Raw genomic sequence first — 15,810 nt, 5'->3', positions numbered from 1 at the left:
GCGCGCCCGGCCCCGGCTCAGGGGTAGGAGACCACCGTGGACGGCACCGTCGCCTCACCCGACGTCGGCGCGCCGGTGCCGTTCACGACGTGCTCGTACTGGCCCTTGCCGCCCAGCGACACCACCAGCAGCCCGTGCAGCTTCACGCCCGGCGCATCCGGCACCGCGAACCCGTGGTCCTGCCGGATCGACGGATCCACGTTGTAGAAGCAGTAGCTGCCCAGACCCCAGCCCTCGTGCGTGGTGACCTCGCCGTCGACGAGGTACGCGGCGAAGCCCTTGGTGTCGCCGTCCTGGACCGCCGCCTGGTTCGGCGCGTCGTACGCCTTCTCGTTCTGGAAGAAGACCGTGCGGCCCCGCTCGCCGCGCCAGTGGACGTCGTACTTGCGGAAGTGCTCGACGAACAGACCGGTCGCCAGCACCCCGTCGCCGTTGACGCGGACGCCGTAGTCCGCGCCGTTGACGTCCCAGCCCACGCCCTCGCCGTGGTCGGCGCGCCACACCCAGGTGTGGTCGATGACGGTGTCGTTGCTGTTGATCACGATCGCGCAGGTCACCTTGCCGGGGCCGGCGCCGCCGACGCGGACGAACACGTCCTGCACCGTCGTCGGGTTCGCCGCGTGGTCCTTCGACGCGCCCTCGGGGCCGACCTCCAGCAGCGTGGGGGAGTTCTCCGGCCCGGCGTCGAGCAGGAATCCGGCGAGCCGCACCCCGTCGACGTCGGCGACCCTCAGCGCCGTCACGCCCTTTCGGGGTATGAGCGTGGCGTAGCCCAGACCGAGCACGACGGTGTCGGGGCGCTTGACCTCGACGGTCTCGTCGAGGTGGTAGACGCCGGGCGTCAGCAGCAGATGGAGCCCCTGGTCCAGGGCGGCGTTGAGGGTCGCGGCATCCGCGTCCGGCTTCGCCACGTAGAACCGGTCGAGCGGCAGCGAGGTGCCCCGCGGCGTGCCGTTGCCCCAGCTGGTGCCGCGTGCGTCGGTCCGCTTCTCGGGGACGAACACCTTGTACGCGTCGCCGTCGAGGTACAGGAACGGCTTCTCGCGGGAGATCGGGGTGCGGTCGAGCGTGGTGAACGGCGGGTCGGGGAAGCTCTGCGCCGGGGCGCCCTCGACGCCGGAGAACACCATGTTCCACACCGCGCCCTGCCAGCCGCCGAGCGCGCTGTCGCGGGTGTACCACTGCTGCTGCGAGCGCGGTTCGACGGTGCCGTCGATGCGGCAGTCGGCGAGGTAGCCGCCGCTGGCCCAGCCGTCCCCGTCGGGCGCGAGGTTGAGCCCGCCCTTGACGTGCATCCGCCGGAACGGCGCCGCCTGCGCGACCGCCCACCGGTTGGTGCCGCTCACCGGCTTCAGCGCGAGGTTCTCCGCCGAACGCCAGAAGTTCTGGGTGGCGTTGCCGTCGAACCAGCCCGCGTCGACGGTGACATCGCCGTTGATCGTGGTGTCGTCGGGCGACAGGCCCAGGCCCGCGATCGACGTGTAGAAGCCGAGTTGGGCGTTGAGCCCGTCGTAGCTGCCCGGCTTGAAGAAGAGCGCGTAGCGGCCGGTGCCGAACTGCGCCTTCTCCTGCTTGCGGAAGATCTCGTCCAGCCGGCCCTGGATGCCTGGTGTGGCCGGGTCGAAGACGATGACGTTCTCGCCGAGATCGCCGCCGCCGGGCAGCGGACCGGCCGCGTCGCGGGAGTCGGCCGCAGGCGTGACGGCGCAGGCGGCGGACGGCAGACCGGCCAGCGGCAGCGCGGCGGCCATCGTCGCCAGCACGGCGCGGCGCCGGGGGCCGGGGGCTCGCTCAGGCGTGGGGGGAGTGGGCATGAAGCCCTCCTGATTCAAGGAGTGAACACATGAGGTGCAAGGGAGCGCTCTGTTGCCCGCAGCATCGTCATGGTGTGTGGACGGACCGTCAACCCTCCTGCCCGGAGCGGGTGTTCCCATTCCGGTCATCTCGCGACCGGCCTGCGGGAAGAGGAAAACGCGGCGGGCTCGGACGGGCCGGTGTTCCGTCGGGCCGTGTTCAGGAGATGTCGGCGGCGGCGACGGGGTGCGGGGCGGGGCCGCCGTGCCCGTTCGGGTGGCTGCGGGGCCCGTTTCCCGCCCGGTACGGGCTCCGCAGCCACCCGGCCCGCCGACCTGGCCGTTGGCCCCCTCCGGAACCAAATATTCCTCTTCTGACTGTACCAATGGCCCAGCAAACCCGGCATCTATTGAACCACTGGGCGGTGGGATGCTGAGATGGACGTGTCGATGGCGCTGCGGAACTCCGCGGCGCCTTTTTCATGCGCGCACGGCCGCCCGGCCGCGCCCGCGCAACCGAGGCGTACGGAGAGGAAGCGGTGCTGAAGAGGATGACGCTGCTGATGAGGAAGGTGTGGGTCCCGGACCCGGGGCGGCTGCGGCTGCGCGCCGCCACCCGGGCGGTACTCGGAATCGGCCTGGCGACCGCCGTCTGCGGCCTGGCCGTCCACACCCTCACCGGGGCCATCGCCGGGGGACTCGCCGCACTGCTGGTGCTCTTCACCGTCGCCGACCCCACGGTCCGCGGCCAGGCCGGCACGACCGCGCTGCTGCCCGCCGTCGGCCTGCCCGTTCTCGCCCTCGCGGCGGGGCTGCACGGGCATCCCCTCGTGCGCGACGCCGCCTTCCTCGCCGTCGTCGGCGCCGGGGTGTACGCGCGCCGCTGGGGCCCGCGCGGCCACGCCCTCGGGGTCTTCGCGTTCATGATGTTCTTCATGGCGCAGTTCCTGCACGCCGAGCCGCACCAGCTGCCGCGGCTCACCGCGGCGGTGCTCATCGCCGTCGCCGTGGCCGCCGCGGTCCGGTTCGGCGCCTGGTGCTACGAACGGCGCCTGCGGCCGGCCCCCGCGCCCGCCCCGCCGCCGCCCGGCCGCGGGCTGGCCCGCGCCACCACCCGGCAGGCCGTCCAGGCGACCGTGGCCTGCGCCGCCGCCCTCGCCGTCGGCCAGGCCGTCTCCGCCGAGCGCTGGTACTGGGCCGTCGCCACCGTCTGGTGGATCTTCGTGAACACCGCGTCCTGCGGCGAGACCCTGGTCCGCGGCTTCCGCCGGGTGCTGGGCACCGTCACCGGCATCGCCGCCGCCTTCGTCCTCGCCGTACCGCTGCACGGCGCCCCCCTGCCCACCGCCGTCCTCGTCGCCGGCTGCGTCTTCGGCCTCTTCTACACCGCGCCGCTGTCGTACACGTCCATGATGTTCTTCGTGACCGTCATGGCCGGACTGCTCTACGGCCTGCTCGGCGTGCTGCACCCCGGGCTGCTCACGCTGCGGTTCGCCGAGACCGGCGTCGGCGCCCTCACCACCGCCGTGGCCGTCGTCCTCGTCCTGCCCGTCACCACCCACGCCACCACCAACGCCTGGATCGGCCGCGCCGTCCGCTGCGTCCACGAGGCCACCGCGCAGGCCGTCGCCCGCCTCGGCGGCGCCGCCGACGCGGATCCGGCCGGCCGGACCGGTGAGCTGGAGGCCCTCCTCGGCAAGGTCCGCCTCTCCCTCGCGCCGCTGGTGCACCCCCTCAACCCGCTCCGCCACCGCAAGGCCCGCGCCCGTCAGGTCCTCGCCCTGCTCGACGCCTGCGCCCACGACGTCGCCGCCCTCGCGGCGCTCGCCCCGGCCGAGCGGACCGGCGCCGGGCACGACGCCCGCCTCGCCGACGCCTGGCGCCGCGTCGAGGCCGCCGTCGAGGCGCTGACCGCCCGCCACGCCGCGCCGGTGCCCGCGCCCGCCCCGCCCGCCGCCGGTGACGGCCCGCTCGTCCACCTGCACGCCCTGGAACAGAAGCTCGCCGCCCTCGCCGCCCCGCTGGCCAGCCCGCCGCGCGCCCCGCTCACGGGGGTCTGACCCCACCGGCCGTACGGTCCGCGCCCCCGCGCCGCAATCCCGCGCCCGCCGCCGCCCCTGCTGTTAGCGTCGCCGTGCCCCGCCCCGCGCGGGGGCGGCGGGCGACCGGACGAGAGGCGGCACAGCGGTGACCACGGAGCAGGGCCTGCGGGCCTACATCGGATCGTTCACGCAGGCGGGCGGCGCGGGCATCACCACCGCCGCCCTCGACCCGGAGACCGGCGCGCTCACCCCGCTGCACACCACCGCGGAGGTCGCCAACCCGTCCTTCCTCGCCCCCGGCCGCGACCGCAGGCGCCTCTACGCGGTCAGCGAGATCGAGCACGGCGCGGCCGCCGCCTTCACCCTCACCCCCGACGGCCCGGAACTGCTCGCCCCGCCCGTCCCGGTGGGCGGCGCGAGCCCCACCCACCTCACCCTGGCCGCCGGCCACCTCGTCACCGCCAACTACACCTCCGGCAGCGTCAGCGCCCTCCCCATCGGGCCCGACGGGACCCTCGGCGGACCCGCCGCCGTCCTCGCCCACCACGGCAGCGGCCCGGACCCGGAGCGCCAGCGGACCCCGCACGCCCACTCCGTGTACGCCGCGCCCGGCGGCACCCGGCTGCTCTCCGCCGACCTCGGCACCGACTCGGTCCGCAGCTGCAGCCTCGACCCCGTCACCGGCATGACGCAGATCCGCGACGAGGTCCGGCTCCGCCCCGGCAGCGGCCCCCGCCACCTCGCCTTCCACCCGGGCGGCGGCCACGTCTACGTCGTCAACGAACTCGCCCCGGCGCTCACCCGCTGCCGCTGGGACGCCGAACACGGCACCCTGACACCTCTGGGGGAGACCCCGCTGTTCATGGACGGCGACCAGCCCGGCGACCCGGGGGCCGACCCCTGCCACCCGTCCACCGCGGTCGTCTCCCCGGACGGCCGGTTCCTGTGGACCGCGGTCCGCGGCCGCGACCGCATCTGCGTCCACGCCCTCGACGCCTCCGGCGCGGAGCTGGCCCCCGTCACCAGCGTCCCCTGCGGCGGCAGCTGGCCCCGTGACCTCGCGATGCACCCCACCGGCCGGTTCCTCTACGCCGCCAACGAACGCTCCGGCGACATCACCTGGTTCACCGTCGACCACGCCACCGGCATCCCCACCCGCACCGGCTCGATGCCCGCGCCCGCGGCCTCCTGCGTCGTCTTCGCCTGAGGGCCGACCCGCAGGGATACCGCCGGGCCCGTGCTCGGCCCGGCGGAAAGCCGCCGCCGAAGTACACCTGCGTCCCGGCGATCCGCCCGTCCCGCACGGTCAGCACGGCGACATCGCGGTGGTGCCCGCCGCCCACCGGCGCGTACGCGTACCGGACGAACACCTCCCCGCCCGCGCCCGGCCCCGAACGGCGCGAAGGGCCGCCCCGCACGAAGCGGAACGGCCCTTGCGCGGACCGGGCGACGCCCGGTGACGTGGCTCAGCGAGCCGGTGCGTACTGCGGGCCCCCGGCGGCGGGCCGCAGCGTGATGCCCACCTTCGCGGCGTAGTTCGACAGCACCAGACGGCCGACCGCGCCGTAGGCGCCCAGCGCCTCCGCCGACGCGCAACCCGCCTCGGCCGCGGCCGCCCCCAGCAGCCCGTCGGAGATCTCCGGGCCGATCAGGTACGGCGCGAGCGCCAGCTGCTGCGAACCGGACGTCCGCAGCTGCTCCGCGGTGCGCGAGATCGCCCCGTCCTCGTCCAGCGCGGCGGCCAGCACCGGCACCGCCAGCCGGGCCGACAGCAGCATGCCGGTGATCCCCGCGGCCTGCACGGCCTCCTCGCCGCCCACCGTGGCCAGGATGATGCCGTCCGCCGCCGTGGCGACGGTGAACAGCCGGGCACGGTCGGCGCGGGCCAGGCCCGCCTCGGACAGCCGTACGTGCAGCGCCTCGGCGAGCAGCGGGTGCGGGCCCAGGACGTCCGTCAGCTCGGCGCCGGAACCGCTGTTCATCATCGCCTGGCGTATCCGCCGCAGCAGCGAGCTGTCGGGACCGGCCAGCAGCGGCACGACCACCGCGGCGGGACCGGCGGCGCCGTCGCCCTGCGCGGCACGTGCCTTGTGCTCGGCGCCGGCCTGCGCCAGCACCGCGTCCAGCGCCGGGAAGTCCGCGCCGTCGCCGTCCACGTAACCGATCCGGGCGTCGAGGCCGGGCAGCTCGGAACGGGCGATGCTGCAGACCTCCTCCGCCAGGGAACGGGCGGCGGGAGTGGGGGTGCCGGGCACGGCCAGCACCAGGGCGGGTGCGCCCTCGGGTGCGGCGACCGGATCCGGCTTGCGGTGTCGGCCGGACTGCCGGGGACGCGGCATTCGTACGGGCAGGCCGGGCGCCGAGCTCGGAGAATCGTCGTCAAAGCGGGGCGAGCCAGGTGCGGGCCCAGTGGGGGAACTCATGGCGCCGCATGCTAACGCCTCGTACCGACACGCTGCCGGGGGAGGGTTCGGTCGGGAGGTATCCGTCCCGATTTATCCCGCGCGTCACGGTGGTTGTCCGGGGGGTGTGCGCGTCCGGAGCGGAATCCTTCCCTCCGCGACCGCCGCCGGGGCGCGCCGCTCATCCCCCGTGCCGGACGATCCGCAGCAGCGTGCCGTCCACCGGCAGCCGCACCGCATCGGCGGCCAGCGCGGCGGCGAGGCGCAGCGCCCCGTCGAGCGGGCCGCCCTCCGGCTCCGCGCACACCGCGCCCGGCAGCCGGGCCGCCAGCCGGGCCCGCACCGGCGCCCGCAGCACCTCGCCCAGCCGGAACAGCCCGCCGGTCAGCGCGACGGTCCGGCCCGTCCCGGGCGGGCAGGCGGCCGCCGCCGTGTCCGCGATGTGCTCCGCGGCCTCGCGCACGATGCCCGCCGCGACCGGGTCGCCGGCCGCCTCGCGCGCCACGCACGGCGCGAACGACGCCAGCACCGCGGGCCGGTCCGCCCGCGGGTACAGCTGCCCCGGCAGGCCGCCGGCCGGCCCGAACCGCTCCTCGGCGGCGCGCAGCAGCGCCGGGGAGCCGCCCGGCCGCCCGTCGTGCGCCCGCAGCGCGGCCTCCAGCCCGGCCCGGCCGATCCACGCCCCGCTCCCGCAGTCGCCGAGCAGATGACCCCAGCCGTCCGCCCGCCGCCAGCCGTCCCCGGACGCGGGGTCCGCGCCCAGCGCGACCAGGCCCGTACCGGCCGCGACGACGACGCCCGGCCGCTGCCCCAGCGCGCCCGCGTACCCGGTCACCGCGTCCGCGGCCAGCGCCAGACGCCGCACCCCGAACGCCTCGGCCAGCGCCTGCGGCAGCACGCTCCGCAGCTCCTGCCCGAGCGTCGCCATCCCGGCGGCGCCGACACAGACCGCCGCGAAGCCCGACGCCCCCGCCGCCTGCCGCAACGTCTCGGCGGCGGGTAGCAGTTGCGCCAGCAGATGGTGCGCGTCGATACCGCGCTCCCCGGTGCGCACCGGGGTGTCCGACGCATACGTGGTCTCCGGCCGGGCGTGCGGTGCGGCGGCCGGTGCGACGGCGAGGCGCAGCCCCGAGCCGCCCGAGTCGACGCCCAGGACGGCCGGACCCGCCGGGTGCGAGGGCTCAGCCAAGGCCGCGGGAGTCCTGCTTGAGCGCGGTGTCGACGGTCAGCGCCGTGGCGACGACGAGGCTCAGCAGGGGATCGGGCAGCTGCCGGTGGATCTGCAGCACGTAGTTGTCGGCCGTGGTGAACATCGTCTTCGCCAGGCCCTCCCACGTCTTGGTGATCCGGGCGACCTCGGTGTCGGTGTGGTCGACGATGGCGAAGTTCCAGGCCCGCCAGTTCTCGGCCTTGATGGCGCCGATCTGCCGGCCGTTGACCATCATCCCGAAGTTGATCTTGCCGATGGCGTTCTGCTGGACGATCTCGCCGACCGGCTGCCCGTCCGGACGCGCCACCAGCACCTTCGACTTGATGAACTTCGCCGGCCGCGTCAGCACCAGCTGCGGCTGCCCGTACGCGTCGCGGATCTCCAGCTTGTGCGTCATGTACTGGTCCAGGCTGGACACCACCCGCAGCACCTTCTTCGCGGTGCTCTGCCCGACCTGGACGACCGTGCCGAGGGTGTTGCCGTTCTGGTCGAAGACGCCGTACTCGTTGGTGACCTCGATCAGCTTCGCCTTCTGGTTGACCACCAGCACCGGCTCGGTGAACAGCGTGCCGCCACCGGGACCCGTCGGGGCGATGCCCGCCTGCTGCTGGACCTGACGCGCGGCGTCGGGGTTGCCGGGCGTTCCCCCGGCAGGGGGAAATCCGGGCTGCCCGTAGGGGGCCTGCTGCGCCCCGTACGGCGCTCCGGGCCCGGCGGCCATCGGCTGGGGCGCACCGGCCCCGCCCGGAGCCGCCTGCGGCTGCTGCGGGGGCGCCTGGTGCGGAACCTGCTGCTGAGGTGCCTGCTGCCGGTGCTGCTGGGGGGCCTGCTGGGCCGGAGCCTGGCCCTGCGGCTGCTGCGGGGCTGCGGCGTGCGTGTGCTCGGTCCAGCGGGCGCCATCCCACCAGCGCAGTTGGTGGGGAGTCCCCTGCGGGTCCGCATACCAGCCCGCAGGGATGTTCGCATGTGTCATGGCGGCACAGTACCGGCCGCCGCCGCACCGGCGGGCCCCGACCGCGGACCCGGTGCACCGTCCGTCCGGACCGGTGCGGACACCGCCGGACCGGCGGCGCGGCGGACCGGTCCGGCCCCGCGGACGGGTGCCTCCGGCGACCGATCGCGCCCGGGCGCCCCGCCTGCGGCGGCCGAGCCCGCTCCGCACGGAACGGGGCAAGGGCGTTGGGCCGGTAGGGTGAGGTTTTGTGGCAGCACGACCCTTGAACGAACTTGTGGAACCCGGCTGGGCGGAGGCGCTGCGCCCCGTCGCCGGACGGATCGCCGCGATGGGCGACTTCCTCCGTCAGGAGATCGCCGCCGGCCGGACCTATCTGCCCGCGGGCGCCAACGTCCTGCGCGCCTTTCAGCAGCCCTTCGACGACGTACGGGTGCTGATCGTCGGTCAGGACCCCTATCCGACGCCGGGCATGGCCATCGGGCTGAGCTTCGCGGTCGCGCCGGAGGTGCAGCGGCTGCCGGGGAGCCTGGAGAACATCTTCCGTGAACTCCACTCCGACCTCGGCCTGCCCCGCCCCTCCAACGGCGATCTGACCCCGTGGACCCGCCAGGGCGTCCTGCTGCTCAACAGGGCGCTGACCACCGCGCCCCGCAAGCCCGGCGCGCACCGCGGCAAGGGCTGGGAGGAGGTCACCGAGCAGGCCATCCGTGCCCTCGCCGCACGCGGCAAGCCGCTGGTGCCGGTGTTGTGGGGCCGCGACGCCCGCAACCTCCGCCCCTTCCTCGACGCCTATCCGGCGATCGAGTCGGCCCACCCCTCGCCGATGTCCGCCGACCGCGGCTTCTTCGGCTCGCGGCCCTTCAGCCGCACCAACGACCTCCTCATCCGCCAGGGCGCCGAGCCGGTGGACTGGCGGCTCCCGTGAGCTGAGCGCCCGCGCGGCGCATGCACCCCTCCGCGGCCGGGCGTGCGGTGCGGGCGGCAGACTGACGCCCGTACGCAGGCCCCAAGGCGGCCTGCCGGCGCAGGGAGGCACCGCATGAGCACGCGTTCCGTTCCGGACCCGGCCCTCGGACATCCGCCGGAGCGGCCGTCCGGTCCGGCGGAGCTGTGCCCGCCCTCCCCGCTGGTGGACACCGGCTGGCTCGCGCCGCGGCTCGGCGCGGAGCGGCTGGTGCTGCTGGACGCCTCCGTCGGCGCCCACCGGGGCGCGGCCGAACGCCTTCCCGGGGCCCGGCCGTTCGACCTCGACGGCGAGCTGTCCGACCACTCCGTCCCGGTGCCCCACACCCTGCCCGGCGCGGACGCGTTCACCGCCGCCGTCCGCGCTCTCGGCCTCGACGACGAGGACACCGTGGTCGTCTACGACGCCGCCGGGCTCCACTCCGCCGCCCGTGCCTGGTGGATGCTGCGCGCCATGGGCTTCGACCGCGCCGCCGTCCTGGACGGCGGACTGCCCGCCTGGCGCGACGCGGGGCTGCCGGTGGAGCCGCGGCCCGCCGCCTACGACGGCCCCCGCGGCTCCTTCACCGCGCGGCCCCGGGCGGGCCTGTTCGCCGGCAGCGCCGAGGTGCTGGCGGCGCTGTCCGACCCGGCGGCGGTGGTGTTCGACGCCCGCACCCGCGGACGGTACGCGGGGACCGCTCCCGAGCCCCGCCCGGGTCTGCGCGGCGGCCATATGCCGGGCGCCGTGAACCTCCCCTTCGGCGACCTCCGGCGCGACGGCCTGATGCGGCCGGTGAACGAGCTGACGGAGGTGTTCCGCGCAGCGGCGGACCACGGACAGCGGCTGTACTTCAGCTGCGGATCGGGCGTCACCGCCTGTGTGCTGGCGCTGGGCGCGTACCTGGCGGGCCACCGCGACCTGGCCGTGTACGACGGTTCCTGGAGCGAATGGGGGCTGCCCTCGGCGCTGCCGGTGGTGACCGGCGAGGAGCCGGGCGCGGCACCCGCCGGCGGACCGGCGCAGGAGCGCCCGGCACCGTGACCCCGCGCGGGGCCCTGCCGCAAGGGGCTCCGGCACCGGGCGCCCCCGGCGCCGGGGCGCCCGCGCGCTCAGGCCACCGCGGAGGCCCGTACGCACAGCACGTCCGGCAGATGGGAGGCGAGCTGCTGCCAGCTCTCGCCGTCGTCGGCGCTGGCGTAGACCTCGCCGTTGCGGTTGCCGAAGTAGACGCCGGCGGGGTCGGTGTCGTCCACGCAGAGGGCGTCGCGGAGCACCGTGCCGTAGTGGTCCTCCGCCGGCAGGCCGTGGGAGAGCGGCTCCCAGGACGCACCGGCGTCGGAGGTGCGGAAGACCCGGCACCGGTGGTCGGCCGGGACGCGGTCCACGTCGGCGGTGATGGGGAACAGATAGGCGGTGTCGGCGCGGTGCGGGTGGGCGGCGACCGCGAAGCCGAAGTCGGTGGGGAGCCCCGCGCCGATGTCCGTCCACCGGGCGCCCGCGTCGTCGCTGCGGTAGACGCCCCAGTGGTTCTGCAGGTAGAGCCGGTCGCGGTCCACGGCGTCCTGCGCGATCTTGTGGACGCACTGGCCGAACTCGGGGTACTCCTCGGGCAGGAACGACACCTTGACGCCGGTGTTCGACGGCTCCCAGTGGGCGCCGCCGTCGGTGCTGCGGAACACCCCGGCGGCCGAGACCGCGACCGTCACCGCCTCCGCGTCGCGCGGATCGGTGATCACGGTGTGCACCGCGAGACCGCCGCCACCGGGCATCCACCGCTCCCGGCTCGGATGCTCCCACAACGCTCTGACCATCTCGAACGTCTCGCCGCGGTCCTCGGAGCGGAACAGCCCGCCCGGCTCCGTACCGGCGTAGACCACATCGGGCGCGGCGGGCCCGGCCGGATGCAGCTGCCACACCCGCTCCAGGGAAGTGCCGGTGTACTCCGGGTACTTGACCGCGGGTCTGGCCGGCTCGCGCCAGGTCTTCCCGAGGTCGTCGGAGTGGAAGACGGACGGGCCCCAGTGCGCGCTGTCGGCGCCGGCCAGCAGCCGCGGGGTCTCCCCGCGGGTGTCGATCCCGATGGAATACACCGCCTGTGCGGGGAAGTGGGGGCCGCTCAGCTCCCACGCGCCGTGCCGCCTGCGGCCGACGAAAAGCCCTTTGCGTGTGCCCACTGCGAGCAGCACATCGGTCATGACCGGAACACCTCCGCGACGCCGTTGTCTCAGATGCCGCCAGTCTGCACCCGACCACTGACAACGGCGTTCCGGCACGCCAACGCCCCAGGTCACACGGCCCGTCGGGCCCAACGGGCCGGGCCCCCCCCGCGCGCGCGGCGGCGCGCCGCACCGGGATCCGGTACGGCGCGCCGCCGGCCGGGCCGTGCGGGCCCTGGCCGGTCCGGGGTCAGTCCGCCGGCAGCTCGAAGGAGAGGGAGACGGGGCCGGAGCCGTCGTAGTAGCGGAGGGTGCCGCCCGCGCCGGGGATGTCCAGGACGACATCGCCGGTGGCGCTCTGCCCCGGGCGGAACGTCGTGTCGAGGTTCTGCCCGGACCCGGACTTCTCGGTGGTGGCGACGGCCCGCTCGGGGCTCTCGCCGTCGGTCCACTTCAGCTGCTGCGGGTGGAAGGCGCCCTCCTTGTCACCGGTGTTCTTCACGGTGAAGGTGAGGACGACGTACTGGTGCTGCGGCGGCTTGGTGGCCTTGATCTCCGAAGCCTGGACCGCCCGGAGGTCCTTGAAGGTGACCGACATCGTCGTCCGCGCGCCCGAGGCGCCGCCGGCGGTCCGATACGTCCCGAAGTCGCCGATGGTGATCGGGGTCTTCCCGGACTTCCCGGCGGCGTCGCCGCTCGGTGCCTGGGGCGAACTCCCCGCCGCGGCGGGCGCCTTGGAGTCGTCACCCGAGGACGAACAGGCCGTCGTCAGGCCGGCGGTGAGGAGGGCTCCCGCGAGGAGCGTGGCGACACGGATGGATGGGCGCATGGCGTACCCCGACGTTCTCGGCGGGCCTACCTGCCCGCGATCGAGCGTCAGATTACGGCATGCGGGTGACGGTGATCACGTGGGGACGCCGGCCCGGGGCACGGCCTCCACCCGCCGTCGTACGACCGCCGTGACCTGGCCGGACGGCTGCGGTGACAGGGGTGAGGGCGCGGCGCCGGACATCGGTCGGCGGGCGGGACGGGGCGTCGGGCGGCGGGTGCCCCGGAGTTTGTACGAGAGCTGTCGTAATTCGATGATCTCCGTATTACGGTGGCTGTCGTCGTACTGAGTGCGGCCGAGACGGCTGCCCGCGTGAACGGAGTCCTCTGTGAGTGCCCTCTTCGAGCCCTTCCGGCTTCGGTCGTTGACCATCCCCAACCGGATCTGGATGTCCCCGATGTGCCAGTACAGCGCCGAGGGCTCGGGCCCGGAGGCCGGTGTTCCGGGGGACTGGCACCTCGCGCACTACGGCGCCCGCGCCACCGGTGGCACCGGACTGATCGTGGTCGAGGCCACCGCCGTCTCCCCGGAGGGCCGGATCAGCGCCGGGGACCTGGGCCTGTGGAACGACCGGCAGACGGCGGCGTTCCGGCGGATCACCTCCTTCCTCAAGGAGCAGGGCACGGTGCCCGGTGTGCAGCTCGGGCACGCCGGCCGCAAGGCGTCGACGGACGCACCGTGGCGCGGCGGCGCGCCCGTCGGACCGGACGCCGACGGCTGGCAGCCGGTCGCGCCCAGCCCGCTGCCGTTCGACGAGGGCCACCCGGTGCCGGACGAGCTGACGGCCGAGGGGATCCAGCAGGTGGTCCGGGACTTCGCCGCGGCCGCCCGGCGGGCCCGGGACGCCGGCTTCGAGGTCGTGGAGATCCACGGCGCCCACGGCTATCTGATCGGCGAGTTCCTCTCCCCGCACACCAACCACCGCACCGACGAATACGGCGGCTCCTTCGAGAACCGCACGCGTTTCGCGCGCGAGGTCGTCGACGCGGTACGGGCGGTCTGGCCCGAGGAACTGCCCCTCTTCTTCCGCATCTCCGCGACCGACTGGCTGACCGAGAACCCGCAGGACGCCCGCGAGGGCTGGACCGCCGACGACACCGTGCGCTTCGCCGCCGACCTGAAGGCGCACGGCGTCGACCTGCTGGACGTGTCCACCGGCGGCAACGCCCCCAGGGCGCGTATCCCCACCGGCCCCGGGTACCAGGTGCCGTTCGCCGAGCGGGTCCGGGCCGAGGCCGGGCTTCCCGTGGGCGCCGTCGGGGAGATCACCGGCGCGGACCAGGCGACGAAGATCATCGAGAACCAGCAGGCGGACGCCGTGCTGATCGGCCGCGAGCTGCTGCGCGACCCGTACTTCGCGCGGCACGCGGCGCGCGAACTCGGCGGCGAGGTGGCCGCACCGGTCCAGTACCACCGGGCGGTCTGACGACCGGAGGTCCGCGTACCCGCCGGATACCGGGGCGGACCCGGCCGGCGGGTGCGGGCTTGCCTGCCGGACGGCCCGGGGCCGTGGGGCGGCGCAGGCCGGCGGCGGTGTGCGCGAAGCCCGGATCGGCGTCCGGGCCGGTGGCCGGTCTGCCGGTGGGGGAACGACGGGCTGTGACCGGCGCCGTCGGGAAAAGCGGGCGGCGGGGCGGCGGAATTCAGGCGGTTCAGGGGGCCAGGGTGTGTTCGGTGAACCGGCCACAGCTGCGGAAGCCCAGGCGGCGGTAGACGGGCTCGCCGTCGGTGGATGCCTGGAGGACCGCGATGCGGTGGTGCCGGTCGCGGGCCGTGCGGAGTGCGGCGAGCGTGATGGCGCCTCCGTAGCCCTGCCGGCGGTGGGCGGCCAGGGTGCAGATGTTGTAGATCCCGGCAAGTCCCGAGTGGGAGAACACTTCGGCCGAGCAGACCGGCCGGCCCGCCACATAGCCCACCAGGTACCGGGCCGGGCAGTGCGCGGCCAGCGCCTGCGGGGCGGCCCGGGCGAAGAAGCGGCGGACGGTGTCGGCGGGCGGGTCCCAGTTCGCCGCGAGAACCGCGGCGTAGTCGGCGAGCTGTCCGGGTGTGGCCACCGTTCGGATGTCCAGTCCCGGGGCGGCGGGCGGCGGCAGGGTGTCGTCCAGCTCGGCCCACATGGCCGTCTCGTGTTCGGACGCGGGAAGGCCGGCGGCCGTCAGGCGGGCGGTGAGGTCCGGTGGTGTCGAGGCGGGTCCCACCCACCAGGAGAAGGGGCGGCCGGTGCGCGCCGGCGTCCGAGCCGTCTCGGTGATCCGTGCCGACGCGGTGGCGGCGGTGAAGCGGGCTGCGGCAACGATGTTGAACGTGTCGTCGGCCAGGCCGCTGTCGGCGACCAGGAGGTCACCGGTCTCTGTGACGGCTGCACCGGTCATGTGGCGATGCAGATGGCAGGCGTGTTCCGCCAGATTCCGTTCCATCCGGTCGGTCAGGTCGGCGTCCTCGGGGAAATGAGCATGCACAGCGGAATCCCAGCACGGGCAGGCGAAGGCCGCACGTGATTTTGGATCGCCCGCCGACGGCGTCACGCCGGCGACCAGCGTATTGGGGAGGCTTCCGGCGCCGCCCGCCGTCCGCCGCGGTCTTCGGCACCCACGATCGTCCAGCCGCTGCGCGGACCCGTACGCGCTGCGGTGGCCGCACCCTCCGAGGGGCGCAAACATGGGCGTGCGGGGCGTGGAGCCCCGTGAACGCGCCGGTGTGGCACAGCGGCGGAGGGACGGACATGAACGGCGATGACGCGACGCACGACGGGGGCGGCCGGGACGCTTCGTCCGCCCCCTCCGTGGCGGGTGGCGCCGGCCCGGGGGAGGACTACCGGCTCGCCGACTACCGGGGCAAACGGCACTTCGACCGCACCGGGGAGCCACGCGGCGAACCGGGCGTCCCGGGGGAGGCGCCCTGCTTCGTCGTGCAGATCCATGACGCCCGCCGGATGCACTTCGACTTCCGGCTGGAGGTCGACGGCGTGCTGAAATCGTGGTCCGTGCCCAAGGGACCGTCCGCCGACCCGCGCGACAAGCGTCTCGCGGTCCCCACCGAGGACCATCCGCTGGACTACCGGGAGTTCGAGGGCGTCATCGCCCGCGGTGAGTACGGAGCGGGCACCGTCATCGTCTGGGACCAGGGCACCTACCGGCCCCTTCCGGGCAAGCGCCGCGAGGGCGCAGGAAGTTTCGCCGAGGCGCTGGAGGGGGGCCACGCCTCCTTCTGGCTCGACGGCGCCAAATTGCACGGCGGCTACGCCCTCATCCGATTCCGCACCGGTGAGGAGGCGGGCGACCGCGAATCCTGGCTGCTGGTCAAGGAGAACGACGACCGCGCGGCCGCCCACGGCGCCCCCGATCCGCTGCGCGCCCGCTCCGTACGCAGCGGCCGCACCCTCGGGCAGGTGGCCGCGGACGCCCGGGACGACCCGCCGCGCACCTCCTGAGCTGCCGCCGGCCCGTCGATCTGAAGGCGCTTCCGGGGCCGGCGGGC

Annotated in this window: 13 protein-coding genes; 6 read left to right on the top strand and 7 right to left on the bottom strand. The window is 75.0% G+C overall.

The window, feature by feature from the left end; translation table 11 throughout:
• Window positions 1–17 precede the first annotated feature (17 nt).
• On the bottom strand, window positions 18–1,814 hold the full coding sequence (locus tag ABT345_RS08500) for a pectate lyase-like domain-containing protein (protein WP_345087461.1): 1,797 nt from the start codon (window positions 1,812–1,814) through the stop codon (window positions 18–20).
• A 530-nt stretch (window positions 1,815–2,344) separates the two neighbouring features.
• Between ABT345_RS08500 and ABT345_RS08495 the strand changes: the two genes are divergently transcribed.
• The gene (locus tag ABT345_RS08495; RefSeq protein WP_345088143.1) at window positions 2,345–3,853 is read left to right on the top strand and encodes an FUSC family protein; all 1,509 of its coding nucleotides are present in this window, start codon (window positions 2,345–2,347) and stop codon (window positions 3,851–3,853) included.
• A 127-nt stretch (window positions 3,854–3,980) separates the two neighbouring features.
• Complete coding sequence (locus ABT345_RS08490) at window positions 3,981–5,042, top strand: lactonase family protein (RefSeq protein ID WP_345087459.1); 1,062 nt, start codon at window positions 3,981–3,983, stop codon at window positions 5,040–5,042.
• 259 nt (window positions 5,043–5,301) lie between these two features.
• Here ABT345_RS08490 and ABT345_RS08485 read toward each other — a convergent pair whose 3' ends face one another.
• The 3 genes from ABT345_RS08485 to ABT345_RS08475 form a co-directional block, all read right to left on the bottom strand.
• Entirely contained in the window at window positions 5,302–6,258 is a 957-nt protein-coding gene (locus ABT345_RS08485; RefSeq protein WP_386458814.1) for a sirohydrochlorin chelatase, read from the bottom strand.
• Window positions 6,259–6,418: 160 nt separating this feature from the next.
• Window positions 6,419–7,426: an N-acetylglucosamine kinase gene (locus ABT345_RS08480; protein ID WP_345087455.1), complete on the bottom strand. Its 1,008-nt coding sequence runs from the start codon at window positions 7,424–7,426 to the stop codon at window positions 6,419–6,421.
• On the bottom strand, window positions 7,419–8,420 hold the full coding sequence (locus tag ABT345_RS08475) for an LURP-one-related family protein (RefSeq protein ID WP_345087453.1): 1,002 nt from the start codon (window positions 8,418–8,420) through the stop codon (window positions 7,419–7,421). Before ABT345_RS08475 ends, ABT345_RS08480 begins: the two co-directional genes overlap by 8 nt.
• Window positions 8,421–8,649: 229 nt before the next feature.
• Between ABT345_RS08475 and ABT345_RS08470 the strand changes: the two genes are divergently transcribed.
• The gene (locus ABT345_RS08470) at window positions 8,650–9,327 is read left to right on the top strand and encodes a uracil-DNA glycosylase (RefSeq protein ID WP_345087451.1); all 678 of its coding nucleotides are present in this window, start codon (window positions 8,650–8,652) and stop codon (window positions 9,325–9,327) included.
• A 114-nt stretch (window positions 9,328–9,441) separates the two neighbouring features.
• Complete coding sequence (locus ABT345_RS08465; protein WP_345087449.1) at window positions 9,442–10,389, top strand: sulfurtransferase; 948 nt, start codon at window positions 9,442–9,444, stop codon at window positions 10,387–10,389.
• Window positions 10,390–10,457: 68 nt separating this feature from the next.
• Here the strand turns inward: ABT345_RS08465 and ABT345_RS08460 are convergent, their stop codons facing one another.
• On the bottom strand, window positions 10,458–11,543 hold the full coding sequence (locus tag ABT345_RS08460) for a WD40/YVTN/BNR-like repeat-containing protein (RefSeq protein ID WP_345087447.1): 1,086 nt from the start codon (window positions 11,541–11,543) through the stop codon (window positions 10,458–10,460).
• A 211-nt stretch (window positions 11,544–11,754) separates the two neighbouring features.
• Complete coding sequence (locus tag ABT345_RS08455) at window positions 11,755–12,333, bottom strand: DUF4352 domain-containing protein (RefSeq protein ID WP_345087445.1); 579 nt, start codon at window positions 12,331–12,333, stop codon at window positions 11,755–11,757.
• A gap of 328 nt (window positions 12,334–12,661) precedes the next feature.
• Between ABT345_RS08455 and ABT345_RS08450 the strand changes: the two genes are divergently transcribed.
• Entirely contained in the window at window positions 12,662–13,759 is a 1,098-nt protein-coding gene (locus ABT345_RS08450; protein ID WP_345087443.1) for an NADH:flavin oxidoreductase/NADH oxidase, read from the top strand.
• Between the two features lie 226 nt (window positions 13,760–13,985).
• On the opposite strand, the gene ABT345_RS08445 is transcribed toward ABT345_RS08450, so the two are convergent.
• The gene (locus tag ABT345_RS08445) at window positions 13,986–14,750 is read right to left on the bottom strand and encodes a GNAT family N-acetyltransferase (RefSeq protein ID WP_345088139.1); all 765 of its coding nucleotides are present in this window, start codon (window positions 14,748–14,750) and stop codon (window positions 13,986–13,988) included.
• Between the two features lie 305 nt (window positions 14,751–15,055).
• Here ABT345_RS08445 and ABT345_RS08440 point away from each other — a divergent pair, with 305 nt between their 5' ends.
• Window positions 15,056–15,763: a DNA polymerase ligase N-terminal domain-containing protein gene (locus ABT345_RS08440; RefSeq protein WP_345087441.1), complete on the top strand. Its 708-nt coding sequence runs from the start codon at window positions 15,056–15,058 to the stop codon at window positions 15,761–15,763.
• The last annotated feature ends 47 nt before the right edge of the window (window positions 15,764–15,810 follow it).

Source organism: Streptomyces sp. NPDC000404 (genome assembly GCF_040300365.1).
Taxonomy (GTDB): domain Bacteria; phylum Actinomycetota; class Actinomycetes; order Streptomycetales; family Streptomycetaceae; genus Streptomyces; species Streptomyces ramulosus.
The sequence above is the reverse complement of the archived record's forward strand: the minus strand, read 5'-3'. Positions and strand labels throughout refer to the sequence as shown.

Excerpts from the sequence above, each read along its gene's own strand:
- ABT345_RS08500 (WP_345087461.1), bottom strand. The coding sequence starts at position 1,814 with ATGCCCACTCCCCCCACGCCTGAGCGAGCCCCCGGCCCCCGGCGCCGC.
- ABT345_RS08495 (WP_345088143.1), top strand. The coding sequence starts at position 2,345 with ATGACGCTGCTGATGAGGAAGGTGTGGGTCCCGGACCCGGGGCGGCTG.
- ABT345_RS08485 (WP_386458814.1), bottom strand. The coding sequence starts at position 6,258 with ATGAGTTCCCCCACTGGGCCCGCACCTGGCTCGCCCCGCTTTGACGAC.
- ABT345_RS08475 (WP_345087453.1), bottom strand. The coding sequence starts at position 8,420 with ATGACACATGCGAACATCCCTGCGGGCTGGTATGCGGACCCGCAGGGG.
- ABT345_RS08465 (WP_345087449.1), top strand. The coding sequence starts at position 9,442 with ATGAGCACGCGTTCCGTTCCGGACCCGGCCCTCGGACATCCGCCGGAG.
- ABT345_RS08460 (WP_345087447.1), bottom strand. The coding sequence starts at position 11,543 with ATGACCGATGTGCTGCTCGCAGTGGGCACACGCAAAGGGCTTTTCGTC.
- ABT345_RS08455 (WP_345087445.1), bottom strand. The coding sequence starts at position 12,333 with ATGCGCCCATCCATCCGTGTCGCCACGCTCCTCGCGGGAGCCCTCCTC.
- ABT345_RS08445 (WP_345088139.1), bottom strand. The coding sequence starts at position 14,750 with ATGGAACGGAATCTGGCGGAACACGCCTGCCATCTGCATCGCCACATG.
- ABT345_RS08440 (WP_345087441.1), top strand. The coding sequence starts at position 15,056 with ATGAACGGCGATGACGCGACGCACGACGGGGGCGGCCGGGACGCTTCG.